27 protein-coding genes are annotated in these 24,978 nt (G+C 35.3%); 8 read left to right on the plus strand and 19 right to left on the minus strand.

Annotation, left to right across the window (positions count from 1 at the left end):
* Nucleotides 1–29 precede the first annotated feature (29 nt).
* Both AC0L0O_RS19255 and AC0L0O_RS19260 read right to left on the minus strand, forming a co-directional pair.
* A complete protein-coding gene (locus AC0L0O_RS19255; protein WP_142286264.1) occupies nucleotides 30–326 on the minus strand; it encodes a hypothetical protein in 297 nt (98 codons plus the stop codon).
* A gap of 50 nt (nucleotides 327–376) precedes the next feature.
* A complete protein-coding gene (locus tag AC0L0O_RS19260) occupies nucleotides 377–1,225 on the minus strand; it encodes a CPBP family intramembrane glutamic endopeptidase (RefSeq protein WP_001067977.1) in 849 nt (282 codons plus the stop codon).
* Between the two features lie 141 nt (nucleotides 1,226–1,366).
* Here AC0L0O_RS19260 and AC0L0O_RS19265 point away from each other — a divergent pair, with 141 nt between their 5' ends.
* Nucleotides 1,367–2,071: a response regulator transcription factor gene (locus tag AC0L0O_RS19265; protein WP_149282361.1), complete on the plus strand. Its 705-nt coding sequence runs from the start codon at nucleotides 1,367–1,369 to the stop codon at nucleotides 2,069–2,071.
* Between the two features lie 9 nt (nucleotides 2,072–2,080).
* Nucleotides 2,081–3,823 carry a sensor histidine kinase gene (locus AC0L0O_RS19270; RefSeq protein WP_001010423.1) on the plus strand — a complete coding sequence of 581 codons (1,743 nt, stop codon included), beginning with the start codon at nucleotides 2,081–2,083 and terminating at the stop codon, nucleotides 3,821–3,823.
* 417 nt (nucleotides 3,824–4,240) lie between these two features.
* Here the strand turns inward: AC0L0O_RS19270 and AC0L0O_RS19275 are convergent, their stop codons facing one another.
* The 3 genes from AC0L0O_RS19275 to AC0L0O_RS19285 form a co-directional block, all read right to left on the minus strand.
* A complete protein-coding gene (locus tag AC0L0O_RS19275) occupies nucleotides 4,241–4,402 on the minus strand; it encodes a hypothetical protein (protein ID WP_000394949.1) in 162 nt (53 codons plus the stop codon).
* Between the two features lie 182 nt (nucleotides 4,403–4,584).
* On the minus strand, nucleotides 4,585–4,950 hold the full coding sequence (locus AC0L0O_RS19280; protein WP_000486793.1) for a VOC family protein: 366 nt from the start codon (nucleotides 4,948–4,950) through the stop codon (nucleotides 4,585–4,587).
* Between the two features lie 59 nt (nucleotides 4,951–5,009).
* Nucleotides 5,010–5,912 (minus strand): AraC family transcriptional regulator, encoded by a 903-nt coding sequence (locus tag AC0L0O_RS19285; protein ID WP_000446831.1) that lies wholly within the window; start codon nucleotides 5,910–5,912, stop codon nucleotides 5,010–5,012.
* A 137-nt stretch (nucleotides 5,913–6,049) separates the two neighbouring features.
* Between AC0L0O_RS19285 and AC0L0O_RS19290 the strand changes: the two genes are divergently transcribed.
* Both AC0L0O_RS19290 and AC0L0O_RS19295 read left to right on the plus strand, forming a co-directional pair.
* Nucleotides 6,050–6,535 carry an RNA polymerase sigma factor gene (locus AC0L0O_RS19290; protein ID WP_000823961.1) on the plus strand — a complete coding sequence of 162 codons (486 nt, stop codon included), beginning with the start codon at nucleotides 6,050–6,052 and terminating at the stop codon, nucleotides 6,533–6,535.
* A 5-nt stretch (nucleotides 6,536–6,540) separates the two neighbouring features.
* Nucleotides 6,541–7,659, plus strand: coding sequence for an anti-sigma factor (locus tag AC0L0O_RS19295; protein WP_411501187.1), 1,119 nt, complete (start codon nucleotides 6,541–6,543; stop codon nucleotides 7,657–7,659).
* Nucleotides 7,660–7,698: 39 nt separating this feature from the next.
* Here the strand turns inward: AC0L0O_RS19295 and AC0L0O_RS19300 are convergent, their stop codons facing one another.
* Nucleotides 7,699–8,676 carry an HD domain-containing protein gene (locus AC0L0O_RS19300; RefSeq protein ID WP_473785906.1) on the minus strand — a complete coding sequence of 326 codons (978 nt, stop codon included), beginning with the start codon at nucleotides 8,674–8,676 and terminating at the stop codon, nucleotides 7,699–7,701.
* 226 nt (nucleotides 8,677–8,902) lie between these two features.
* Entirely contained in the window at nucleotides 8,903–10,009 is a 1,107-nt protein-coding gene (locus AC0L0O_RS19305; protein ID WP_000793753.1) for a metallophosphoesterase, read from the minus strand.
* A gap of 314 nt (nucleotides 10,010–10,323) precedes the next feature.
* Between AC0L0O_RS19305 and cytK2 the strand changes: the two genes are divergently transcribed.
* Entirely contained in the window at nucleotides 10,324–11,334 is a 1,011-nt protein-coding gene (cytK2, locus tag AC0L0O_RS19310) for a beta-channel forming cytolysin CytK2 (protein WP_000830621.1), read from the plus strand.
* 144 nt (nucleotides 11,335–11,478) lie between these two features.
* Here cytK2 and AC0L0O_RS19315 read toward each other — a convergent pair whose 3' ends face one another.
* From AC0L0O_RS19315 to AC0L0O_RS19340, 6 genes are all read right to left on the minus strand, one after another.
* Nucleotides 11,479–12,501 (minus strand): S-layer homology domain-containing protein, encoded by a 1,023-nt coding sequence (locus AC0L0O_RS19315; protein WP_000592119.1) that lies wholly within the window; start codon nucleotides 12,499–12,501, stop codon nucleotides 11,479–11,481.
* 89 nt (nucleotides 12,502–12,590) lie between these two features.
* Nucleotides 12,591–12,842, minus strand: coding sequence for a hypothetical protein (locus AC0L0O_RS19320; protein WP_000435474.1), 252 nt, complete (start codon nucleotides 12,840–12,842; stop codon nucleotides 12,591–12,593).
* 112 nt (nucleotides 12,843–12,954) lie between these two features.
* Nucleotides 12,955–14,487, minus strand: coding sequence for a fatty acid--CoA ligase family protein (locus tag AC0L0O_RS19325; protein WP_473785907.1), 1,533 nt, complete (start codon nucleotides 14,485–14,487; stop codon nucleotides 12,955–12,957).
* Between the two features lie 161 nt (nucleotides 14,488–14,648).
* Nucleotides 14,649–15,077 (minus strand): hypothetical protein, encoded by a 429-nt coding sequence (locus AC0L0O_RS19330; RefSeq protein ID WP_000832627.1) that lies wholly within the window; start codon nucleotides 15,075–15,077, stop codon nucleotides 14,649–14,651.
* Between the two features lie 254 nt (nucleotides 15,078–15,331).
* Nucleotides 15,332–16,321, minus strand: coding sequence for a lipoate--protein ligase (locus AC0L0O_RS19335; protein WP_000897260.1), 990 nt, complete (start codon nucleotides 16,319–16,321; stop codon nucleotides 15,332–15,334).
* A 9-nt stretch (nucleotides 16,322–16,330) separates the two neighbouring features.
* Nucleotides 16,331–17,065 (minus strand): MBL fold metallo-hydrolase, encoded by a 735-nt coding sequence (locus AC0L0O_RS19340; RefSeq protein WP_000784654.1) that lies wholly within the window; start codon nucleotides 17,063–17,065, stop codon nucleotides 16,331–16,333.
* Nucleotides 17,066–17,244: 179 nt separating this feature from the next.
* Between AC0L0O_RS19340 and yhfH the strand changes: the two genes are divergently transcribed.
* Nucleotides 17,245–17,373: a protein YhfH gene (yhfH, locus tag AC0L0O_RS19345; protein ID WP_000567010.1), complete on the plus strand. Its 129-nt coding sequence runs from the start codon at nucleotides 17,245–17,247 to the stop codon at nucleotides 17,371–17,373.
* Nucleotides 17,374–17,412: 39 nt separating this feature from the next.
* Here the strand turns inward: yhfH and AC0L0O_RS19350 are convergent, their stop codons facing one another.
* Nucleotides 17,413–18,426, minus strand: coding sequence for a LacI family DNA-binding transcriptional regulator (locus tag AC0L0O_RS19350; RefSeq protein ID WP_000103718.1), 1,014 nt, complete (start codon nucleotides 18,424–18,426; stop codon nucleotides 17,413–17,415).
* Between the two features lie 237 nt (nucleotides 18,427–18,663).
* Nucleotides 18,664–19,173 carry a GNAT family N-acetyltransferase gene (locus tag AC0L0O_RS19355; protein ID WP_000620029.1) on the minus strand — a complete coding sequence of 170 codons (510 nt, stop codon included), beginning with the start codon at nucleotides 19,171–19,173 and terminating at the stop codon, nucleotides 18,664–18,666.
* 133 nt (nucleotides 19,174–19,306) lie between these two features.
* On the opposite strand from AC0L0O_RS19355, the gene AC0L0O_RS19360 reads away from it, so the two are divergent.
* Complete coding sequence (locus AC0L0O_RS19360; protein WP_001068232.1) at nucleotides 19,307–19,660, plus strand: PH domain-containing protein; 354 nt, start codon at nucleotides 19,307–19,309, stop codon at nucleotides 19,658–19,660.
* Nucleotides 19,661–19,686: 26 nt separating this feature from the next.
* Here the strand turns inward: AC0L0O_RS19360 and AC0L0O_RS19365 are convergent, their stop codons facing one another.
* The 4 genes from AC0L0O_RS19365 to AC0L0O_RS19380 all read right to left on the minus strand — a co-directional run bounded on the left by AC0L0O_RS19365 (nucleotide 19,687) and on the right by AC0L0O_RS19380 (nucleotide 23,784).
* The gene (locus tag AC0L0O_RS19365) at nucleotides 19,687–19,992 is read right to left on the minus strand and encodes a DUF2087 domain-containing protein (protein WP_000140276.1); all 306 of its coding nucleotides are present in this window, start codon (nucleotides 19,990–19,992) and stop codon (nucleotides 19,687–19,689) included.
* A gap of 36 nt (nucleotides 19,993–20,028) precedes the next feature.
* Complete coding sequence (locus AC0L0O_RS19370; RefSeq protein ID WP_002157388.1) at nucleotides 20,029–20,244, minus strand: hypothetical protein; 216 nt, start codon at nucleotides 20,242–20,244, stop codon at nucleotides 20,029–20,031.
* Between the two features lie 143 nt (nucleotides 20,245–20,387).
* Complete coding sequence (locus AC0L0O_RS19375) at nucleotides 20,388–22,997, minus strand: YhgE/Pip domain-containing protein (protein ID WP_000678095.1); 2,610 nt, start codon at nucleotides 22,995–22,997, stop codon at nucleotides 20,388–20,390.
* A 214-nt stretch (nucleotides 22,998–23,211) separates the two neighbouring features.
* Nucleotides 23,212–23,784 carry a TetR/AcrR family transcriptional regulator gene (locus AC0L0O_RS19380; protein WP_000963375.1) on the minus strand — a complete coding sequence of 191 codons (573 nt, stop codon included), beginning with the start codon at nucleotides 23,782–23,784 and terminating at the stop codon, nucleotides 23,212–23,214.
* 325 nt (nucleotides 23,785–24,109) lie between these two features.
* Here AC0L0O_RS19380 and AC0L0O_RS19385 point away from each other — a divergent pair, with 325 nt between their 5' ends.
* The gene (locus AC0L0O_RS19385; protein ID WP_042511627.1) at nucleotides 24,110–24,964 is read left to right on the plus strand and encodes a hypothetical protein; all 855 of its coding nucleotides are present in this window, start codon (nucleotides 24,110–24,112) and stop codon (nucleotides 24,962–24,964) included.
* Nucleotides 24,965–24,978 lie beyond the last annotated feature (14 nt).

A 24,978-nucleotide genomic window follows, 5' to 3' on the forward strand; every position in this document is an offset into this window, starting at 1 on the left:
AATTTTATACATCCCTTTCAAATTTAGAATTAATGATGTTTCAAAGCTATAAAGTAAATGATTGTTTTCATACTATAAAACAAAAGGAAAGCCACTATTACTTTCTCAAATATTTTTTGAACCCACATATACTTCTCTTCATTCTTTCTGAAGATGCGCTTCATCATTTCTTCTACAATTAGACCAAATATTAGTAAACCCCCTAACACAATAAGAAGAGAAATAATATTTTCTTTTACATGCGTACTAGAAAATAAGTAATACTCTGGAAACACAATCGTATCTATTACAGGTTGCAGCCAATGGCAAACGTTTCTATCACACATATCTGTAACAGATGTCGCATCTATAATGTCTTTCAATTGTCTTCTTCATCTCATTTACTCCCCACTACGTCTGAAAAGCTGTTTTCCTGCTCTACATATATAGCGGGCATTTCTTTACTCCAATATTTGCGGTTAACAAATAAGAAGATGAGTACTAAGTTTAATCCTGTTATAAAAATAATAAGCCCTGGAAAGAACGTCGTATAATTTGAGAAATCTGCAAAACTCATTATCTCTTCTTTATTTATTAAAAAAGAAAGACTAATTACAAATGCATTGTTTAACATGTGAATAGCAATTGGCATGAGTAAACTATTCGTACGAATATATACGATTGATAGTACAACGCTAAATACAACTGCACCTAGGAAATCAACGTGTAACAATGCAAATAATATCGCTACTACAATGATCGCTATACTCGTTCCCCATTTTGCTGCAAAGCGTTGTAGTAAAAATCCTCGAAAAACAAATTCACCAATAATTGGTGCGATGAACACGACCATAATAACTTGATAGACATATCCCCCAGTGCTATCTATGATCGGTTCACGTAATGCGTTCATAATAAATGCTGGTGTAATCCATGCAAAACTATACATGTATAAAATAAGATATCCATAACTAAACACGCATAACATAATCGTAATGTATAAAACTTGCACCAGGTTAAATGTTTCATTTTTATTAATAAATAATGAAAATGAAACACGATATTTTCTATACTCAAAAAAAATCCACGTCATCGGCAGGATATAGAATATAAGGATATTTATAAAAGTAGAATTTTGCATATGAAATGTATGTTCTATCAATTCATTACTGGCTCTTGCAACTAACGTTAATAGTGTAAATACAATTAAAAAATATCTAGCTCGCATCGTTTGAAACGGATTCACACTCATCTCCTCCCCTATGTTACTTTTATCATATCATTTGATTCTTAATTTTTTGAGAAAGAAAACCTTAAAATTTCCTTAAAAATTCCATAAGTTACAGAAAGATGATATGATATTCGAGGAAATTAGGAGGGATTTTTTATGTATGAAGCAAATATTTTGCTCGTTGATGATGAAACAGCAATTTTACAATTACTAACTACCATTCTTGAAAAAGAAGGTTTTTCTCATATTACAACTGCAACATCAGCTGAAATGGCTTTATCTCTCACTCAGCAAAACGATTACGATTTAATTATTTTAGATGTCATGCTTCCTGGACAATCTGGTTTTGATATTTGTCCAATCATTCGTCAAAAAACAGATTGTCCTATCTTCTTCCTCACAGCTAAAACATCTGATTTAGATAAAATATCTGGATTTTCACACGGTGCAGATGATTATATTACGAAGCCATTTAATCCACTTGAAGTGGTAGCTCGTATGAAAGCACAACTCCGAAGACATATGAAGCAAGTCATACCACACGAACAAAAAGCACACTCTAGTTCATTTGGCAGATTTGAAATTGATAGATATTCCGCAGAGCTTACAGTAAATGGGCGTGTTGTCGAATGTTCCGCCCAGCTATTTCAGCTATTACTCTTCTTTTGCGAGAATCCGAACTACGTATTTTCAAAAGAAGAAATATACGAGAAAGTTTGGGGAGCACCTGCCTACAATGGAGATGACAATACCGTTATGGTCCACATTCGAAAACTGCGTGAAAAAATTGAACAAGACCCAAGTAAACCAGAATATATAAAAACCGTTCGCGGACTTGGCTATAAGTTCATTACAAAGTAGGGTGACGATATGAACTTTAATAAACGACTTATTATCCAGTTTATACTGCAACACGTATTTGTTTTAGTTACATTACTAATTGCTGTAGTAGCTGCTTTCACTTATTTAATTTTTCTCGTTACTAGTACTTCATATGAACCGAACATTCCAGATGCTGATAATTTTATGATTGCAAGATACATCTCTTCAGAAGATGGCAATATTTCGTTAAAATCTGAAGTAAAAGACTTAATTAAAGAGAAAAATGATTGGATTCAAGTTGTCGAGGAAAACGGAAAAGTTCTCTATCACTTTAATACACCTAGTGACGTACCAACATCTTATACGAAAGCATCTTTATTCTCGTATATACAAAATCATATAGAAAATCCTTATACATTTACATATTGGGAAATTGAATTAGAAGAAAAGAACGTACTCGTTATTTACGGCGGCATGTTAAAAAGCAATGCATTACTGAAAACAATTCAGAAAGCGCACCCTTCTGTATCTACCGATTCATTCACATTAACAGAAGAAGAACAACAGTTACTTTCTAAAGAAAAAGCAACACTTCAAATCTTTAATAGTAAGGGCGATGAAGTATTCTCCTATCCAAACGGAAAGAAAAAAACGTTTTCTGTTATACAAGCTGCTCTTAATGAAAGGGAACCGTGGAATCATAAAGAAAACACGTCTAGCTTTTACGACACAAATAGCAATCATCTCCTTGTTGTAACGGCAAAAAATGAGCACTACTACCCAGACGATGAAATAGACGATGTATTTACTAAAAAGTTTCTAATCGGATGCGGATTAATCCTTCTTATCGTATTTGTTTATTTAGTCATTCTTTCTATTTGGTACGGTAATAAATTTGGAAAACCGTTATTACATGCGATGCGCTGGCTTAAAAATATTGCTGGTGGAAAGTACGAAGAGCCTGTTAGTAAAAAAGGGAAACCTATCAGGTTCAGGAAATCGGGTAAAGAAAAATGGTCATTCCGCTTATTTAGTGATGTTACAAATTCACTAGAGCACCTTTCTATTACACTCAAAAAAAATGATGCAATGAGGCAAGTACTGCAGCAAACACGTGAAGAATGGATTACTGGTCTAACGCACGATTTAAAAACACCACTAAGTTCTATATACGGCTACGCATTATTACTAGAATCAAAACAGTATAACTGGACTGATCGTGACATTCAGCAATTCGGCAGCGTTATGAAAGAGAAATCTCAATATATGACCACACTAATTGATGACTTAAGCTTAACGTATCAATTAAAGAATAATAGTCTTCCTGCGCAGCACGTAAACATTGAAATGAATCAATTCGTCCAAAAAGTATTATTACAATTCATTAATAATCCGACACTTCAAAATCAAAATATTGAATTCGTACCAAGCTCAAACAAAATTCAATATTTCATTGAAGAAAAATGGTTCCAACGCATTATCGAAAACTTACTCGTAAACGCTGTAAAACATAATAATGAAACAACTAATGTCATTGTAAAGCTTTCACAAAATGCTACTTCATTCACACTCTCTATTTCAGATAACGGAAAAGGAATGGATGATAAAACGAAAGAGCTTCTATTTGAGCGATATTACAGAGGAACAAATACAGAAGAAAGCAACATCGGAACTGGACTTGGCCTCGCTATTACAAAGCAACTCGTTCATGCTCATAACGGAGCGATTTCTATTGATAGTGAACTAGGAAAAGGAACGACGATTATACTTGTGTTTCCGTTTCGTTCGTAGAAAAGGCGCTATGTGGCGTCTTTTCTTTTTGGGGAGAGTTCAGCGGTATATGAAATTATACGGATCGTTTTTTAAAGTGTTTTAGCGGTATATGAAATTATATCGGCGATTTTTTGAATATATCGGCGCAACTCAAATTATATCAGCGATTTTCTAAATATATCGGCGCAACTCAAATTATATCAGCGATTTTCTAAATATATCGGCGCAACTCAAATTATATCAGCGATTTTCTAAATATATCGACTTACCGACAAAAACCGACAACGCTAGCCTACTTCCTCTACTATAAAAAGTAAAAATAAAACTATTAACAAATACATTTCTAAACTGTTATACTATAAATAGAAGTATAAACTAACTAAGTTTTGCATAAAATGAAGTAGACGAAGTGCTTCCAACACCCCGTCACTGCAACTAAAGCTTATTTGCGCAAAAAGAAGACTTCCCACGCTTCGCAGGCAGACGGGTCGTCTTCTTTTTGCGCTTTTTTGCCGTTAATTTCTTAAATCCCATAACTATACCTTCTCTAGCTATCGTTTTTGTGATTTCCAACAAAATTTGCAAAAGAAATTCCATACGATTACACCTCCTTTCTTCACCAAATGAAGAAAGGGTATAACCTTCCACCCGCAATATTTAATTGCTATTTTATTTTACCATTTTCAAATGTATTACAGATAAAGCAATACAAATTTAACAATCCACTCATAAAAAATAACCTTTCATAACTCACTATGAAAGGTCACTCCATATTTCAGCTATTTTCCTACCAACACAAACACATTCTCATCAGGTGCTTCCATTACCGCAACGTGTCCTGATTCTGTTGGAAATGGTTCGCGAATCCATTTTACATCTTTATTATCTTTTAAACTTTCATACGTTTGTTGCACATCTTCTACCAATACTTCGACTTCTATAAAATTAATATCCGGATGATTGCTTATTACTAACTCCGAACTTTTCTCATCTGGAAACTTCAATCCTATTAACGTCCAAATAGCCCCTTCTTCTAATTCTCTTTCTATAACCCAGTTTTGCTCCATTCCCATTTCTTTATAAAAAGAAACGGATTTTTCTATATCCTTCGTATGTATAGATACACATTCTAGTTTTTGGAACATATCCCCACTCTCCCTTTATAAAAAAGCGAACCATTTCTCAATGACTCGCTCTCAATCTATTATTTCTTCTTCACCGGTATCCAAAGTTCAATTTGAGCGAACTCACTTTTATCTGCATGGGAACGCTCATCGTATAGCTCAAACTCATTAACGCCGCAATGTTCGTATCCTGAATGCGGGAACCACTCTGAGAATACTGCATTCCATGTTTGGTGAATAGACGATACCATTTCTTCATGAGGAACTTTCGGCGTTGTAAATACTGCATATGTTGCTGCTGGGAACGTACGCTTTGCAATTTCATTTGGTACATTTTCAAAGTCTGTAACTTCCATTCCGATAATATAAGTGAAGTCCCCTGTTTCTAAATTAAAATCAGTACATAATCCAAGCTCTACCCATTGGCTCGTATCTTTACGATTCGGAATCGTCGTTCCAAGATCTTTTTGTAAATATTCTTGCCAAAATGCTGGAATGTCGTGATGGTTCTTCCCTTCTTTACTTGTCGTCTTCAGTTCATAACCCGCCATTAAAAATTCTGGTTTATTTACAATACGATATTCCATTTGTATACCTCCTAAATACGGATTTAATTTTCTTTGCTTTACATTCACACTGTAATACATCGGTGTTTCTATTTCTTGCTTTCGATATTCACTCGGTGTCATTTGAAATAATTTTTTAAAGGCTCTCGTGAACGTTTCGTGAGATTGAAAGCCATGCTCAAATGCGATATCAATAATTTTTTCATCCGTATGAGAAAGTTGATAAGCTGCCCGGGCTAACCTCCTCTTTCGGACATACTCCATTACCGTATCACCTACTAACGCCTGGAATACACGATGAAAATGCGACTCAGAAAAACCTGCAATGCGAGCTAAATTACGCAGCGTCTGTTTTTCCATTACATCTTCCTCGATATAATCAATGGACCTTTGAATTTGTGTTTCATAGCTTTCCATCTCTGTTCACCCGCCTTATATGTATTATGATAAAAGAGAATCTTATCCAATTCTTGACGTTTTTTACTATAATTCCATAAAAAATTGTAACTTTTTTATATGTATTTCGTTGTTATGTATGAAGGGAGGGAAATGTAGTGAAACGTAAACAATCATTAGAAGACATTTATTCCGATCATATGCATGATTTATTTCGCTATCTTCTCTCCCTAACCGGAGATTCTCATTTTGCTGAAGATCTCATGCAAGAAACATTTTACCGCATGCTCGTCCATATTGATTATTACAAAGGCGAAGAAATTAGACCGTGGTTATTTACAATTGCCTACAACGCCTTTATCGATTGGTATCGAAAAGAGAAAAAATATAAAACAACAGAGGTTGCAGAATTCCATTTACCAAACGTGCCAAGTACAGAACATGAATATTTCGTAAAATATGAGATTGCTAGTTGGTTAGACCGTTTATCTTCTCTTCCGCTCGAGAGACGAAATGTTCTGTTACTACGAGATTACTACGGATTCTCGTATAAGGAAATAGCAGAAATGACTTGTCTCTCATTAGCAAAAGTGAAGATTGAATTACACCGGGGACGAAAAGAAACGAAAAGCATAAAGGAGTGATACGGATGGGGTGTATAGAATTAAAAAAACTGTGGGAGAAATACGAAAATGGAACTCTCACGCATGATGAACAAGAACTGTTAGAAAATCATATTGAGACATGTGAAGAGTGTGAAGCTTACTTAGATGAGTTGCTTTCAAAGAGTGAACCAATAAAGAAAAGACTACCATCACAAAACCTGAAAGTTCCGTTTTGGAAAATAAAATGGAAACAACGTTGGCAAACCGTTAGTTTTGTTATCGCTGTTTGTATAGCAATCTATTTTGTCGGCCATTTTTCGTCTTCTCTTTACTTCTATAATATGAAAAAGTTAGTTGAAGTAGATGAGATTCCAGCACTCGCACTAGAAGCAACAATTCCAAATATTCGTTCCACTGGAGGCAGTACAAAGATTAAACCCTTTTTCCGTACAGAAAATGAAATGAATTTAGTTAAAACGGTCGGTAAAAAAGAAATGCCAATTGGTACAGTAACAACGCGTAGCTTCTTATCATCTGTAACTGACACAAATCAATCATGGGCAAATAAACCCTATTCCAACAAACTTTCCTTTGTTCACCCGAAAATTAAGCAAGATGATCATTTGAAAGAAATCTCTAAAAAAGTTTGGAGTACACTCGAAAAGATACATGAGGGCACCGTTGCAGAAGTAGCAATATCTTTTGACAAACCTTACACTTTACAAGAATTAGCATCCATTCTATATAGCACATTTGAAACACAAGAAATGCCGCCCACTCCTATATGGTACGCTTTAGACACAGGGCAAGAAAGAATAGATGAAGAAGATTTCATTCTACATGGCCGAGAGGTTATCGGATTTTCAGAACATATAAATCTCCCTGATAATGAAGCAGAACGACCGAAGACAAAAGAAGATGAAGTAATCGAAATGATGCGTATTCTTTCTACACATAAAGAAACCGTAAGTAAAACTACTCAGACTTCTGAAAAAGAGCTGAACTTAGATAAACGCTATGATTATGTAAAAGATACCGGTGTGAAAGTATACGGGATCGTCATTACCGGACCGTCGAAAGAGTTATTAAAATTACAAAACTCGCCTCACGTTCGTTATGCGACTCTTGGAGATATTGAGGTTTGGAATTGGTTTGATCAGTGATGTGAAAAAGTAGAGCATCTAGGAGTGATGCTCTACTTTTTAATCTGAAATCACTTTCACATACATCCCTCTCACCGCTTTTTCATAAGCAATCTCACTCATCTTCCTTATGTTTTCTGACACAACAGAAGATGGAATAACTTCCCCTTCACGAAGTAATGGAGGATCAATAAGACGGACTTTATTCTTCTGATGTAGATCATAATCGTTTCTAACTTCTTTTACTTTTACATTCGGATGGACTTTGCTTAATAAAGCATGCACTTCTGAATCACTACATTGCTGCAATTTCAAAATAAGCTCATCATCTTCAAGAAGGAAATCATCTGCATGAAGAACCTTTTTGTGTAGCGCTAACTTTAGCGTTTTTGCTAACATATCATTTCCGTAACTATTCATTGGTTGCATAAAGAAATCGATGACTTCTTTGTAATACGTTTCTGTAAACCACTCTGCCATTTCGATATTTTGAAGGACCATTTTTCCGTTTACTTCAATTACATCCTCTAAAAAACTGTGAGCTTCTTCTAAAGAAATATACCCATATGTATACATATCTCGTAACGTATAATCCACTCGATCTGCGCATAATTCGGGCGCTGACCGTTCCAGTAACGTCCACTTCGAATCATCTAATAAAATATCTTCATAGTTATAGCCATACTTTGCAAGAATCGCTGGAATTTCTGAGTTTTTCACAACAGAACTAAATATCTCTTCATGATAACTTTCATTTCTATTATCAAAAACGTAATCAATCACATGAGAAAAAGCAGTATGTGATACGTCGTGCAGTAAACCTGCAATTTGCTCTTCTACTGAACCACCTAGCTTTTTAACTAACAACATAACACCAACTGAATGATCAAAGCGCGTTACATTCCATTCCTTGTTCACTAAATAACTTGCGCCAGTTTGATGAATACCTTTTAGTCTTTGCACAGACTTACTTAAGATTAATTCTTCTACTACTGGATCGACTTTAAATTCTCCGTATAGTACATCTGATATAAACACTTGTAATCCCCCTTTATTTCAACCTCGTCTTATAATCGTACCTCTTTTATGAAATTGACACCAAAATAAATTATAAATCTAAATATATTGATATTAAATTACAAATGTTGTATATTATACATGTCTGTTATTTGTTTTAATTCATTTATTTTTATTGAGTGCTCCTTATGTGGAGCCTTTTTTTATTTGTAAAAATAGAGAGCCATTAGCTCTCTATTACATACACTTATTCAAAAGTAACCTCCACCTGTACAATCTCCGACCTGCTTCCAAGTCTAAGCGGCGGTCCCCAAAAGCCAAAGCCTGAAGAAACAATTGCGTGAAATGCACCTTTTTGTGTGTAGCCCCAGTCTAGTTCGTATATTCTTCTCGTTACAATATGGTTTGGTGCCATTTGTCCGCGGTGCGTGTGACCGGATAATAGTAAATCTACGCCAGCATCCGCTGCTTGTTTTAACTCAAATGGTTGGTGATCCATTGCGATAACTGGCATCGTTTTATCCACTGTACTCATAAGTTTTTCAAAGCTTTGTCGATCGCGTTCTGTTTTATCTCTTCTTCCAACGAGGTAAAAGTCATCTTCAATTGTGATCACTTCATCTAACAAAATACGAATATCAATCTTATCCATCTCCTGTAAAAATTCAGGAACTGCCCGTCCATAATATTCATGGTTTCCTAACACACCATATACGCCTAATGGAGCTTTCATTTGTTTCATAATTGGCCCCATATTTTTTTGAATGAACACACCTGGATGATCATCAATAATATCACCTGGCAGTAAAATAATATCAGGCTCCATTTCATTTACATGACGAACAAGCCTTTTCAAATGCGAAACGCCAGATAATTTACCGAAATGCATATCAGAAGCCATCGCAATGCGTAAGCTTTTACGTCCCTCTACTTTTTTCGGAATGTGCACCTCATACTTTCTTACTACCGGGCTATATGCATTAAATACTCCGTACGCAAAGATAAAAATAAATGCAGCTAACACAGCCGCCCCTGTCCAAATAATTGCCGCTTCTTTCTCCACTGAAAACTGCAAAAGAAAGACTGTAATATTAGCTAATGGTAATAACATAAGCGCGTATTGTATAACCGCAAACCAAATCGAACCTATTGTTCGTAGGAAAGGCAAAAACTTAAACACTTGCACGAGAATGTACGCATACGAAATGAAGCCAACTATGAAAGCGTAATATCCCCAAGACTCCCAGCCAAATACCGCATGAAGCCAAACCCAGCCGTTCCAGCCTATGTAAAGCATAAGTAGTGTGTATATAATTAATATCGTAAATATATTGAGATAACGAAGATTCTTCACAACTAACCTCCTTATTCATTTCTTCTATTATAACTTGTTATGCACTTATAGCGTAAATATTAAGCACAATGACCTTCACAATAAAAACCTCTAACTGTTTAGTGTTATTGCGTTTGTTACGACGCAAATTGGAGAGTTGATGAGGAGGATTATATAAACAATACAGCGGCGATTCCCTTGATAAAGACTCATAAAATTTCATTATCCAAAACTCACCTATGTAATTATGCATAACCATCCCTTCCGTTTTATTTTCATGTTACGATATAAATGGAATACGACATATATCGACAAAAATAAAAGGAAGTGATTGTATGAAACGTTCTAAAACATATTTAAAATGTTTAGCATTATCCGCTGTTTTTGCTAGTAGCGCTTTAGTGCTTTCAACACCTGCTGCTTACGCTCAAACGACGTCACAAGTTGTAACAGATATCGGACAAAATGCAAAAACACATACGAGCTATAATACATTTAATAATGATCAAACTGATAATATGACAATGTCTTTAAAGGTAACTTTCATCGATGATCCAAGCGCTGATAAACAGATTGCCGTTATTAATACAACTGGTAGTTTTCTAAAAGCAAATCCTACTATAAGTAGTGCGCCTATTGATAACTACCCAATCCCTGGCGCTAGTGCAACATTACGCTATCCTTCACAATATGATATTGCCTTTAATCTTCAAGATAACAGCGCTCGTTTCTTTAACGTAGCACCTACAAATGCTGTAGAAGAAACGACTGTAACCTCTAGTGTATCTTATCAACTTGGCGGTTCTGTTAAAGCTTCTGCAACGCCAAATGGACCTAGCGCTGAAGCGGGTGCAACTGGCCAAGTAACTTGGTCTGATTCTGTAAGCTATAAACAAACTAGTTATAAAACAAACTTAATTGACCAAACAAATAAAAACGTAAAATGGAACGTATTCTTTAACGGATATAACAATCAAAACTGGGGTATTTACACACGTGATTCCTACCATTCTTTATATGGAAACCAACTGTTCATGTACTCTCGCACATACTTATATGAATCTGATGCAAAAGGTAATTTAATACCGATGGATCAACTTCCAGCGCTAACAAATAGTGGTTTCTCTCCTGGTATGATCGCTGTTGTTATCTCTGAAAAAAATACAGACCAATCTAACCTACAAGTCGCTTATACAAAACATGCCGACGACTACCAACTTCGTCCAGGCTACACATTCGGAACTGCAAACTGGGTTGGAAACAACGTAAAAGACGTTGATCAAAAAACATTTAATAAATCGTTTACACTAGATTGGAAGAATAAAAAGTTAGTAGAGAAAAAATAAAGAAAACCGAACTGCCATTTAGATGGTGGTTCGGTTTTTTATTGAAATAAAAAATCTTTCAGTTCTTTCGGTAACATAAACAGACCTTTTTTCATTCCATGAATAGACTCATGTGCCTTTCTACTTAAAGCTAATGTCGGTACTTTACTTCAACTTATCCGCCTTCGCAATAAATTGTGCTGCTTCCGCACGACTTACTGCTTTATTTGGAGCCCAGCCATTATCTGTTCCAATTGAAATCTTTTCTTGGATTAAAATATTGGCATACTTCGCACCCCAATGATTGTTTAAGTCCGCAAATTCTTTCGGTAGTTTTATATTTTCATTTCTTTCTAATTTATATGCATTTACTAACATAGAAGCCATTGATGCACGGTTAATTAACCCGCTTGGATTAAAGTTTCCCTTCTCATCACCTTTTACAATACCTGCTTTTTCAACAGCAGCAATATATGGAGTCGCCCAGTGATTTTGTGCATCAGGGAATGATGGCTTTGCATCTTTCTTAATTTCTAACCGTAAAACAGTTGCTAATATTTTTGCAGCGGAACTACGATCAATATTTTCAGCTGGTGCAAATGTACCGTCTGGCTTACCGTGTACTGCTTCTTTATCTACTAAATATTGAACTGATTCTTGTGCCCATGCTGGTACGTCAGAGAATTTAGGCTTCTGTTCAATTGCACTCGCATCGATTTCAAACTGTACTTGATATGTATGATCATATTTAATTGCTGGAATTAATATATGCATTTGCATATTATATTTTTTCGAGAACTCATCGATTTCAAATTGAACAACTTTCGTACCGTTATTTGCTTTATCTTCGGAAATTACTTTTACATCATGGAATATCCCTACTTTATTCGTATCTTCTACTCTAAGGTACTGGAAATAGCTACTATCTTGAACTGTTAACGTAACGATTTTTTTATCACCTTGAATGGTTACTTTTGGATTTTTTAAATATGTAGACGCAACTGATGTATCATTCGTTTTATCTTTATAAGTCTTTAAAATAACGTCATAAGTGCCATCTGCTAATTTGCTAGCCGCTTTCATTTCAACCGCCGCTTCTGCCTTCGCAATCGGTGCCATAATACTACTAAATGGAACTGCTAAAGTTGCTGCTATAACGAATGCATTCATATATTTTTTCTTAATCATTATCAATATGACATCTCCCTTTATATAAATATACTTAACACAACTATCATATTGATAATGATTATCAATGTCAAATAAAAATAATAATATTATTTCCTACATAAGTACGCTTTCCGCTCATTTTTAAAAAGTAAATAATGCGCTGTATGAACTTTTCGTTCTAAATAATCGATAGAATACGAGCTTGATGGATCAACTAAATCACCTATCGCTCCTGAAAGGTGATCAATGACTTGCTGCAGTATTTCTAAGTTGTTCTTCTCACTTTCAGCATTCATTTCATCCATAATGTCACAAATAAGATACTGCACTCGCCGTAAACGTAATTCCTTCTGTTCCACTTATATCTCCTCCTTATTAGTCATATTACGGTTTAAATATATGGCACCATAGCTTAACCAATGCTAAAAAATAGAAAGGCAACCATCTTCATAAAGATGGTTGCCCCTATATTTAAACTTGCATTGCTTTTTCTCTCAAAGCTCTTCTCAGCAACTTGCCTGTCGTATTCTTCGGCAGTTCTGTTAAAAATTCAATACTCTTTGGTACTTTATATTTTGCTAAATGTAATGTGCAGTAATGCATCAGTTCTTCTTCTGTTACGTTCGTTTGTTTCAGAACGACGTACGCTCGCACTGCTTCTCCTAAGTTTTCATCAGGAACACCGATTACGACAACTTCCGCCACTGATTCGTGCATGTACAATACTTCCTCTACTTCACGAGGATATACGTTATAACCGCCAACTAAGACGATATCCTTTTTACGATCAACGATATAGAAGTAACCTTCTTCATCCATTTTCGCTAAGTCTCCTGTATACAGCCAGCCATCTTTCAATGTCGCAGCTGTATCTTCTGGTGCGTTATAATATCCTTTCATAACGTTAGGTCCGCGAACAATTAATTCCCCAACTGCGCCGACTGGTACTTCTTCCCCAAGTTCATTTACAATTTTATTTTCTACATGCCAAATATTTGTACCGATTGATCCTGGCTTACGCGGACGATCTAGCGGGTTAAAACAAGTAACTGGTGATGCTTCTGATAAACCGTATCCTTCTGAAACAATTACGTCAAAACGTTTTTCAAAGTTTTGTAGAAGAGCAACAGGCATTGACGCACCACCTGAAATACAGAGGCGAAGTGTCTTCACATCTTCTGCGCTCGCTTCTTCGAATAAATATAAATAATTGTACATTGTCGGTACACCGGCAAAAATCGTCGGTTCGTACGTGCGGCAAATACGGAATACTTCTTTCGGGCTAAATTTCGGTAACATTAAAATAGTCGCTCCGTTCACAATTGGTGCATTGACCGCGACTGTTAAACAGAACACGTGGAACATCGGCAATGCCGCAACGACGCGGTCATCAGCCGTATATTGTAAATACGACGCCACATCGCTCGCATTACTATATAAATTTTTATGTGTTAACATAGCGCCTTTCGGTTTTCCAGTTGTGCCCGAAGTGTATAAAATAACCGCTACATCTTTTTCATCTAGCTCTGGGCCTTCGTAAGTTAAATCTCCAGCCCCTATCATTCTGGTAAACGTTTTCATTTTTTCGGTTTCTGTATGGTTAAAATCTGATGAGGTTTCGCATTTGATGATGTTCTCAAGTGAAGGAAGTCTTGTTGTAAGAGATTGTATAACAGGTAGAAGGACGTCGAGTACGATGATTGTTTTTACATCTCCATTTTGTAAAATGTAATGCATTTCGTCTGCTGTATAAATTGGATTAACTGGAATAACAGTTGCTCCCGCTTTCATTGTTCCGTATAAACCGACCAAAAAATGTGGTGAATTTCCAACAACTAATGCAACATTGTCCCCTTTTCCAATGCCCATTTCTGCTAAATTGCTAGAAAACCTTGTGACCATTTTGTTTAATTGGTCATATGAGACCGACTGATCCATAAATATATAAGCCGGTTTATCCCCCTTCTTTTTCGCCGTTTCAGCCAAAGATTGAACGAGATTCACACAAACCCCACCTTTATAAAATTTAGAATATTTAAAAATTCTAAATTAATTATATTAAAAGAAAATTAAAGTAGCAAGTGTTATTCCATTAACTGCATATAAACAGATCATCTCCTCTTCATTTACTTTGGAAGGATAAGGGGATTTTATTTACAAGTAATTTATGAAACTAGACCAAAAATCATTTTAGGATAATATGCACTCATCTTTTCTCTCAGCATTGCAAGTTCTTGTTTATTTAAACTCGTATACTCCCCGTACAAGTTAAGAACGTCCGCTCCATCTTCATGAAAATACACCGTAACATATAGTGCCGGTAACCCTGTATTGTCTTCATCTATTGAAAAGACGACATCTGGTGTTTTATTAACAGTGCTGAATGTTTCATTTCTTTTCCACTTCTTATTTTGAAACATGTCTTGTATTTCCTGTATCTTTCGCTTGTTATCTGTATGCGTAAAATATATAACATTATCTTTCGCTGGTTTTCCAATAGATAAAAGTGTACGACTTGAGGACGTTTCATCGTTACAAGCTGTCATTCCAATGACAAAGCTAAGTAATAATACAACGTACATTACTCTTTTCATTTCGATCCGCCTCCTTTTGAATATGTATATTCCTTTATAAGAGGCAGATGTCCTGTGATTTTATTGTATATAAAATTATATCGGCGATTTTTCAGATATATCAGCGCAACTCGAAATATATCAGCGATTTTCCAAATATATCGGTCGTAACTCGGAATATATCAGCGATTTTTTAAATATATCAACTTACCGACAAAACATGACAATCTACGCAAAAAGAAAGAGGCTGCCAGTTACGGTAGCCTCCCTTATTTTTAGAAGAACAAATGTAAGAAATCTTCTGTTGTAATATTACCGAAGTAACGTGCGATATCTACGCCTTCTAAAGCTGTAGTGAATGCATCTTTATCAAATTGTACGCCTGTTAGACGTTCTTCAATATCATGCACATCTAGTGAACCGAAGAAGTCACCGTAAATTTTGCATTCTGTTACTGTTCCTTTTTTCACTTCAAGACGAACGTCAACTTGTCCAACTGGGAAGCGGTGTGAATGTTGTAAGTTGAACTTCGGAGATTTTCCGTAGTTCCAGTCCCAATTGCGGTAGCGCTCTTCAGAAAGTTTGTGGATTTCTTTCCAATCCTCTTCTGTTAATTCATACGTTGGGATTTCTGTCTCTCCTTCAAAAATTGTTTCTAGAAGAAGTTGTCTAAACTCTTCTGTCGTCATTTCTTCGTTTAAGAACTCTGTAATGTTCGCAACGCGGCTACGAATTGATTTAATTCCTTTTGATTGAATTTTATCCATTTTTACTTTTAACGCTGATACGACGTGATCGATTTCAGAGTCAAATAGTAACGTACCGTGACTGAACATACGACCTTTCGTTGAGAACTGCGCGTTACCTGAAATTTTTCTGCCTTCAGCTAAAATGTCGTTACGACCACTTAGTTCTGCATTTACGCCTAATTTACCAAGCGCTTTCGTTACAGGCTCGGTGAATTTTTTGAAGTTACTGAAACTGTCCCCATCATCTTTCGTAATAAAGCTGAAGTTTAAGTTTCCTAAATCATGATATACTGCGCCTCCGCCTGATAGACGACGAACGACATGAATACCTTTTTCTTTTACGTAATCTGCATTAATTTCTTCTACTGTGTTTTGGTTTTTACCAATAATAATCGAAGGCTCATTAATGTAGAACAGTAAATATGTTTCGTTAATATCTAAATTCTTCACACAATATTCTTCAATCGCTAAGTTTATTCTAGGATCTGTAATCCCTTTATTATCAATAAATAACATCGTATCACCTCATGAGTTCCATACGTAGCCACTATGCGCTAACGTAATATGGCCACTGAAAATTTGTTTTGCTTCTGTTACTAAATCAGCTGGATTGCCTGTATGCGGTAAGTGCGTTAATAAAAGTTCTTTTACATTTGCATCTTTCGCAATACTTGCTACTTCTGTACTATTCATATGTCCCGCTTTTGCAGCCTCTTGATGTGCATACATATTACACTCACAAATGAACAAATCAGCATCTTTCGTGAATGGAATAAATTCAGGAATATAACTGGAATCAGCGCTGTACACTACGATATCATTACCTGCTGTAATACGCATCGCAAAGCATGTAACAGGATGAACAGTTTTTAAGAATGAAATCGAGAACGGTCCAATTTGAAGTGTTTCTTCTGGATTGTACGGGATTCCTTTCGTATGCGGTTCATGCGTTAAAGAATGGAATCCATTCTCATCAAATGTATGACCGTATATTGGTAGTTCCGGTAGTTGTCCCTTTGTCGCACTCGTAATTAGTCTCGCATATTGCAATACCCCAATGTCTGCAACATGATCGTGATGATAATGCGAAAGTACAACTGCATCTATATCAGATGGTGTTATATATTTTTGAAGCTGTGCTAGTACACCACTACCACAGTCTACAAGTAAACGAAAACCATCGTGTTCAAACAAATACCCCGACGTTGCTTCTCCCGCTTCTGGAAAGCCGCCCCAAAAGCCGACAACAGTCATTTTCATATGTATCCATCCTTTCTAAAACCGAGTAGAAATGCATGTTTTGCTTACATCCTACATTGTTAACTATAATCCATTTCCTAAACTTTTTCATTAATTTTCATTTTGTTATAAAACAGTTGTTGACTTTTATTTTTTGTACTAATACAATGATAGTAAGAAATGGAAATGGAGGGATTGACATGATCGATCAACCAATGGAGTTTTTCAGAAATTTACCGACGAAAACTTGTGCGCACTGTGGGAAAGAAATTGATGAGCAGCACGAAGCTTATCATAACAAATGTGATGACTGCGTTCACGAAGAATAGTAGTTTGTGAACAGAAAAAAACCTAGCAGACATAGTCTACTAGGCTAATAACATCGTATCCTTCATCGTTGAACCTTTCACCAAGAGCTCCAGTTCAAACTCATACAATTCTTTTTTTCGATAATTTTTCGTATGGATTTTATCCATCATTAGGTCGACAACTTTTCGGGCCATCTCATCGATTGGCTGTTCAATTGTCGTAATACCTGGTTCTGTAATCTGTGATAAAATTTGATTATCAAAACCGATAACAGCGAGATCATCTGGAATGCTCCAATCATGGCGTTTCGCCTCTGAAATAATTCCAGCTGCTACCTCATCGCCTCCTGCCAAAATCGCGGTAGGATTTTTTTTGTCCTTTAATACTTCATGGAATATTCGTTTTCCATCCTCCCAAGAGAAAGCGTTTTCAAGAAAATCGATTGCTTCTACTTGGCGGCTCTTTTCCGTTATGGCACGTAAAAAGCCCATTTTTCGCTGTTGGCTAACCACTTTGGTTTCGTTACCACGGCAAAAAATAAGATTACGATATCCTTGTTCTAACACATGCTTCGCAGCTATGTATGCTCCTTGCGCATGATCGAACTTCACTGTTGGAATATTTGCTTCCTCAATATATTCATTACATAACACGATTGGACCGTGTTGTAAGTATGGCTCTACATCTTCCCATGGATTTTCTAGTGAACATAGAATAATCCCATCCACTTGTTTCGTAGATAATAATTGTAAGTACTCCATCTCTTTTTCTGGTAAATATCTTGTTTGACAAATAATCAGTTTATATTTATGTTCAGAAGCAGCAATCTCGATTGCTTCAATAAATCTACTGAAGAAAGGATTTGTAATCCTTGGAACTAGCACCGCAATTGTTTCCGTCTTTTGTTTACGAAGCCTTCTCGCCGCAGAATTAGGAACGAAACCTAAATGCTTCATTGCTAATTGAACCCTTTTTTTCTTCTCATCTGAAACATATGGATGATTATTAATCACCCTAGAAACCGTTGTCCTTGATAACCCCGCTAATTTCGCCACGTCCTCTATAGTCGACACGAAATTCTCCCCCTTTGCATGAAAACGTTTTCTTAAATTGATTATATAGTATATTATTGGAAACTGCAATACGGCTTCTTATGATTTTACTATATTAATATTATACATAGGGAAAAGTATGCTAATGGGAGGGGAATTTATACTACTTTTAGAAGTTTACAGTAGGTATAAAAAAAGATGTACATACCATTACGTATACACATCAGCTTATTAATATGTCCCTTATAAAATCAAATTTTAATCAATATAAAACCCCATCAATACGTCATCCCCATATGATCCATCTTCATATTTAATTTGCTTTCTTTGTCTGCCTTCTTCTACAAATCCCATACGTTTGTACACCTTAATCGCCCTATCATTAACAGAAACTACGCCTAAGCAAATTTTCTCTAAACCTTTCTTCTCTTTAGCCCAACGAATAAGAAATTCAATTAACTTCGTACCAATGCCTTGGTTACAGTACGCCTCCTTAATTCCCATTCCCATTGTACCTGCATGTCGTAAGCGGTCTAGCTCATATCGATTGAACAGTAAAAAGCCAACCACCTTATTATCTACTTCATAAACTATGTAAAGATTGCCTTTCTCATTACTTTTCCGTATCTTTTCTCTTTCTGCATTCGTATCATTTGGTAATTTCTTTGGAGATACTATGAAAAACTTTGTAGTAGTTTTCGATAATATAATTTCTTTTCTAATATCCATAATTGCTTCTGCATCAGTCTCTTTTGCTAATCGTATCATTAAATCACCTCGTACCTTTTTCTTTAAAAAATAATATTCAAACTATCAAACGCTCAATATGCAACATTACATATTGAGCATCTTTTCACTTTTGATACAATATTCTTATATCTATGTAAAAGGAATGTATACAATGAATCCAATTTTAACCACTGCAAAACAACTATTACATAAAGAAGAAACAATTTTATCCACTTTAAATTGTTCACTTACTGGCTATATGATTACGTATAATGTTCCGTATCCAGGCATGCTACTTACTACTAATAGAAGACTTCTCTTTTTTAGCCAATATAAAAACACATTAATTGCCGAATTTGATTATGAAAAAATTCTATCCATAGAAACGAAGAGACGAATCTTTGATAAAAAAATAATATTTTACTACGAAGATGAATATATAACACTGGGATACATTACAAGTTCAAATATTGAAGAATTCATAGACTTACTACGCAGGAAATGCAAGATTAGCACAAACTCATAATCAGTGGGGATCCCCCCTCTAATTCATTATTTTAACTCCTCCCACTTCGTCCAAACTTCTCTCCCGTTTATATGGTACATATTAGCCTCTCTATCCATAAACCCATGTACAATAAATTCACGTCTAATTGTACAAAAATCATCATGATATTGTTTGATAAATGTATTCATTTCTTTTTCTGTATATTGATTATCAGCATTTAACTTGCTAATTAAATGCTCCAACAATACTAGTTTTTTCTTCTTTTGACCTGGAATCGATTTTAAACGATCCTCTTTATCAAAAAAGTTACGAATGGTCGCATCCCTAAATTTCATTTCACTTTCAGTCATTTTATTGTCCTCCATTGATTTTTATACAATAAAACTTTATTGTTTGTCCTTACTATCCTTCTTCATTCTTTCACTTACAACATCCATAAGGTAATACCCACTAATTAACACATAGTAAACTACAAGTATTCCTAGTGCATCTTTCATATTTATATATTTTTCTTTATGAAACAAGATAGGTGAAAGGGCGTAAACAAGAAAGATGATTAGCGGATTTAAGATAAAATAATAAGTAAGATTTCCTTTCATCATATCAGCTCCTCTATTCTAGTTTTCTCTGTAAATTGTTGTAATTCCTTTTCTTTCGTTTCTATAGTTTTTAGAAAGATTCCTATCCGAACTACAGAAAAAATGCCCTATATTAAAATAAAAAAGCACCAAAAAGGTGCTTTTTTCTATGCTTCAACCGATTGATTTTCAGCAATATTTTTAAACTGTCGTTTATGCATCCACGTTAATGAAGCGATTGTTCCAAGTGATAATACAACGATGAAAATCATGAGTATTCCTATGTTTTGCCACATGAAGTTAAAGTCTCCGCTAGATACGACTGCTTTCAATCCAGATACAGAGTATGTCATCGGTAACCAAGCATTAAATGGTTGTAAAAACTTCGGAATCAATTCTAGCGGGAATGTTCCAGCACTTGTTGTAAGCTGAATAATTAATGTGATGATAGCGATGAAACGCCCTGCATCACCGAATGCTGTTACTAAACATTGAATTAATGCGATAAACGCTAAACTTGTAACGATGCTAAAGAGTATGAAGTATGGAATACTTTGTACTTCTACACCTAATCCGAACAGTAATATAACATCAGCTACTACCGCTTGAATAACACCGACTGATAGTAAAACGCCGAACTTACTAATAAACCAGCTAAATCCTGATTTTGGAATGCCAACTGTATCACGTAATGGATATACGATTGATAATAGTAATGCCCCAACGAATAAACCGAGTGATAAGAAATACGGTGTGAATCCAGTTCCGTAGTTTGGAACTTCCGCCATTTTCTCCGTCTTCACTTTTACAGGACTTGCAAACATATCATACGTTTTATCCGTTCCTTTTACTTCACCAGTTTTCTCTGCCCCTTCGCCAAGTTTCTCAGCAAGTTCACCTGAACCATCGTTTACTTTTACGAGGCCATCCGTTACTTTTCCGGAACCGTCCGCTAGTTTATTAACTCCGTCGATTAGCTGGGTTGAGCCGGTTGACATTTTATTTAGACCACCATTTAGAGTACCTATGCCAGTTGTTACTTGATCAGATCCATCTGCTAATTTTGTTACCCCTACAGATAATGTTCCTAAACCGCCTGTCACTTGGCTTGAGCCATCTGCTAATTGATTTATTCCACCTGCCATTTGGTTTGCTCCTACAGATAATGTTCCTAAGCCTTCTGTTACCTTTCCAGATCCATCAAACAATTGATTTACCCCATCAATTAATTGCCCTGATCCGTTTTTTAATCGATCTACACCTACTTTAGCATTACCTAACCCTTCACCTAATCCATGAAACTTACTTACAAATTCGTTTTGTGCATTCGTTAATTTTTTAATACCACTCGTTAAATTTCCTACATCTTCTGGATTCGGCATTTTGCTTTGCATCCCACTTGTCTTTTCACTGATTTCGCCTTTTAATTGTTTTACTTCTTCATTTAATTTATTTGTTCCGCCTGCTACTCCGGCAGCTTTTTGCTGAACTGTCGCTGTACTTTTTACCGCATTTGTTATGAATGGTTGTAACTGCTCTTGATATTCTTTTGGTAAACTTTCAATTTGCTTTTGTAAATTCGCTACATCTTGCGTTGCATTTTTTGCATCTCCTGCTGTTGATTGTGTAAGTTCATTTAACTGATTTACATTCGCCCCAGCTCCATCTATTTTCTCATTTACTGTATTCAATATAGAAGGAACTTTCGACTGCATTTCCCCTAATCCTGCAACAGAGCTTTGTACTTTATTATTTAACTCTTGCAAACCCTTTTGAATCTCTTGAGAACCTTCCTCTAATTGCCTTTGCCCTCCCGCAAGTTTTTCCATACCATTTGATAGTTCAGTTGTTCCTGTTTTTAATTCACCTGTTTTACTTACCAATATGCTCAAACCGTTAGTTACTTTCTCAGATCCATCATGCAATTCACTAATTCCTTTTTGCATTTCACCGGTTTTACTATTTAACGTATTTAAACCGTCTGTTACTTTTCCGGATCCATCTTGTAATTTCCCTATACCGCTTTTGCTATTTAACGTATTTAAACCTGCTGTCACTTTTCCTGACCCATCTACTAATTTATTAGATCCATCTGCTAATTTCTGAACTCCATCCTTCATCTCCCCAGACTTCCCTTGAAGTGTATGAAGTCCATCCGTTACTTTACTTGAACCATCATGCAACTCACTTGATCCGTCATGTAGTTTACTTGCTCCTTCCGCCCCATCTGCTAGTCCTTTTGAGACGTCTTGAATGGAATCAAACATTTTCTCTGCATATGTTTTCGTTAACGTACTTGCTACTTCACCTTTAATTTTTTCAATGGCTGTTCCGCCAATTTGGGAAGATAAGAAGTTTAAGCTTTCGTTTGGAATGTATTCTAAGTTTAATGGCTTCGGATCGTCTTTTAATAACGTTGTAGCGTTACTTGAGAAGTCATCTGGAATGCGTACTAACATGTAATACTTTCTGCCTTCCATTCCTTTTTTCGCTTCTTTTTCACTTACAAATTCCCATTTAAAGCTGGTATTATCTTTTAAATTATCAACGAGCCCTTTTCCGACCTCAATTGGTTTCCCATCAAATACTGCCCCTTTATCTAAATTGACTACCGCAACTGGTAAATCATCTAACTGTTTATACGGATCCCAAAAGGCCCATAAAAACATACCTGCATATAAAATTGGTACGAATAGAACCGCGATAATTGGAATTAATATTTTTTTACTTTTTATAATTTGTGTGAACTCTTTACGAAGTAACTGATTTCCTTTCATCATTTCTCCCCCTTTTTTAAATGACCAAATTGTTCAATTGGTCACTTTTACCCAAACAAAAAGGCTATATTGATTCATACATATGCCTTATCCCCGAATTTATACTATGCAACTGTTTCTTAATATGAAGTGAATATTTCTATTATCCCTCCTAAATTAAATATATGACCATTTTGTTCAATTGGTCACTTTTTATAATAATAAAAGGATTATCTTAGTTTGACAATCCTTTTAATAAATAAAGTTCAAATAATTCTGCAATTTTTTCTTTTTCTAGCGGTTCATGATTTTTTTCCCAATCAAAAATAAGCGATACATATAAGCGAAGCATAATAAATGCTGTAATTTCTGGATCACATTTGCTAATTTCACCTTTATCAATCGCAATCTTTAAATACGATTGAATGACAGAAACGATTTCCACATCTACTTGTTGCATCACTTCTTGTACTTCTTTCGTTCCCATATCGCGCTCTTCTTGAATTAACTTAATCATGAGCTGATGTTCTTTTCTGAATTCTAATATGCTATATAATGCTCTATGTACATTTTCAAAAAATGAAACATCTGAACGAATTGCATTTTCTGCAACTTGCTTCATTTCTGTAATTAAATTAGAAATAATCTCGCCAAATAGCTCTTCTTTATTTTTGAAAAAAGTATAAATCGTTCCTTTTCCTACATTCGCTAACTTCGCTACTTGATCCATCGTTGTTGCTTTATAACCGAATGCTGAAAAAGACTTTGTTGCAGCCTCAATAATAGAACGTTTTCGATCTATCGCCACATCATCACCTCCAAAAATGACCAATTGAATAATATAGTCAATTAGTACATCTTTGATATTACCACACGCTTACATTCTATACAAGTTCTCTTTTTTATTATTTCCAGTATAAAAAATTCCAGTCAAGTTGTATCATACTGTCCATAGTTTATCAGAAGAAAAGAGAAAAGGAAAAGGTGTTCTTAAGATATACAACTAAACCTTACTTCACAACAACAAATTTCCCTTTTTTCAAATAATCAAATAAAAAACAAGAAAATCTTTACAAATAATAGTAATATAGAAAATAGACAAGTTTATCAAAATAGTGGAGGCTTTTTCAGTCATGATGCGTGCGCTTCGTTTAAATATAAAGCAAGCTTTTTGTAATCGTGTTTCTTTAATTATTATGTTTAGTGGATTCGTTCTTATTTGTATTTATCATTATTATTATGTCATTCGTTATTTAGGAGACGCTGCGAGCGGACCTATATCAACAGATATAAAATGGATTGGATTTCGTGACAATGAAATGGATGTTTATTTATTATTAATGCCAGTTATTGCGAGTTTCCCCTTTAGTACAAGTTACAATTCCGATAAGTCAGATGGTTTTAAACCGTTCGTAAGTAAAGGAATTTCGTTATTTCCTTATTCAATAACGAAATATATCGTTACGTTTTTTTGCGGAGGATTTCTTTATACATTTCCGTTCATCTTATCATTATTATTTTGCAAATTAACCATTCCAGACGGAACACCTACGATTGGTTCTGGCATCATAAATGAGGATGGAATGTTCGCAAACCTATACTTCGATGCGCCTCTCACTTACATTACGGTATATATCGGAATTAATTTTTTATTTGCAGGTTTAATGGCCCTCTTAGGACTCGCTGCATCTGCATGGTCACAAAAGGACTATATGGCGATTCTATTTCCATTTGCAGTTAACTCCATTCCGTACGTCCTACTAAATACAATATTCCCTACAATAGGCGGGGCACCTATTCATTTATATGACCCAAAGCAACCATTGCAAGGCATGTCACCATATATTTTAATGATTCAATGTGCTTTCTTCTTTTTCGTTAGCTTACTTATGTATATACAAGGAGTAAAACGTGATAGAAAAAAATATAAAAGAAGACTGCAAAAAAGAGATCGATGTAGAAAAGCGTTTCAAGTAATTTCAGACTAAATCATTGAACGAAT

This window comes from Bacillus sp. GS3m_15504, assembly GCF_055825275.1.

Bases quoted from the DNA above. Each gene is read 5' to 3' on its own strand.
- AC0L0O_RS19265 (WP_149282361.1), top strand. From the start codon at position 1,367: ATGTATGAAGCAAATATTTTGCTCGTTGATGATGAAACAGCAATTTTA.
- cytK2 (WP_000830621.1), top strand. From the start codon at position 10,324: ATGAAACGTTCTAAAACATATTTAAAATGTTTAGCATTATCCGCTGTT.
- AC0L0O_RS19375 (WP_000678095.1), bottom strand. From the start codon at position 22,997: ATGAAAGGAAATCAGTTACTTCGTAAAGAGTTCACACAAATTATAAAA.
- AC0L0O_RS19295 (WP_411501187.1), top strand. From the start codon at position 6,541: ATGGGGTGTATAGAATTAAAAAAACTGTGGGAGAAATACGAAAATGGA.
- AC0L0O_RS19360 (WP_001068232.1), top strand. From the start codon at position 19,307: ATGAATCCAATTTTAACCACTGCAAAACAACTATTACATAAAGAAGAA.
- AC0L0O_RS19275 (WP_000394949.1), bottom strand. From the start codon at position 4,402: ATGGAATTTCTTTTGCAAATTTTGTTGGAAATCACAAAAACGATAGCT.
- yhfH (WP_000567010.1), top strand. From the start codon at position 17,245: ATGATCGATCAACCAATGGAGTTTTTCAGAAATTTACCGACGAAAACT.
- AC0L0O_RS19385 (WP_042511627.1), top strand. From the start codon at position 24,110: ATGATGCGTGCGCTTCGTTTAAATATAAAGCAAGCTTTTTGTAATCGT.
- AC0L0O_RS19335 (WP_000897260.1), bottom strand. From the start codon at position 16,321: ATGTTATTTATTGATAATAAAGGGATTACAGATCCTAGAATAAACTTA.
- AC0L0O_RS19285 (WP_000446831.1), bottom strand. From the start codon at position 5,912: ATGGAAAGCTATGAAACACAAATTCAAAGGTCCATTGATTATATCGAG.
- AC0L0O_RS19365 (WP_000140276.1), bottom strand. From the start codon at position 19,992: ATGACTGAAAGTGAAATGAAATTTAGGGATGCGACCATTCGTAACTTT.
- AC0L0O_RS19340 (WP_000784654.1), bottom strand. From the start codon at position 17,065: ATGAAAATGACTGTTGTCGGCTTTTGGGGCGGCTTTCCAGAAGCGGGA.
- AC0L0O_RS19330 (WP_000832627.1), bottom strand. From the start codon at position 15,077: ATGAAAAGAGTAATGTACGTTGTATTATTACTTAGCTTTGTCATTGGA.
- AC0L0O_RS19255 (WP_142286264.1), bottom strand. From the start codon at position 326: ATGTGTGATAGAAACGTTTGCCATTGGCTGCAACCTGTAATAGATACG.
- AC0L0O_RS19370 (WP_002157388.1), bottom strand. From the start codon at position 20,244: ATGATGAAAGGAAATCTTACTTATTATTTTATCTTAAATCCGCTAATC.
- AC0L0O_RS19355 (WP_000620029.1), bottom strand. From the start codon at position 19,173: ATGATACGATTAGCAAAAGAGACTGATGCAGAAGCAATTATGGATATT.
- AC0L0O_RS19270 (WP_001010423.1), top strand. From the start codon at position 2,081: ATGAACTTTAATAAACGACTTATTATCCAGTTTATACTGCAACACGTA.
- AC0L0O_RS19280 (WP_000486793.1), bottom strand. From the start codon at position 4,950: ATGTTCCAAAAACTAGAATGTGTATCTATACATACGAAGGATATAGAA.
- AC0L0O_RS19315 (WP_000592119.1), bottom strand. From the start codon at position 12,501: ATGATTAAGAAAAAATATATGAATGCATTCGTTATAGCAGCAACTTTA.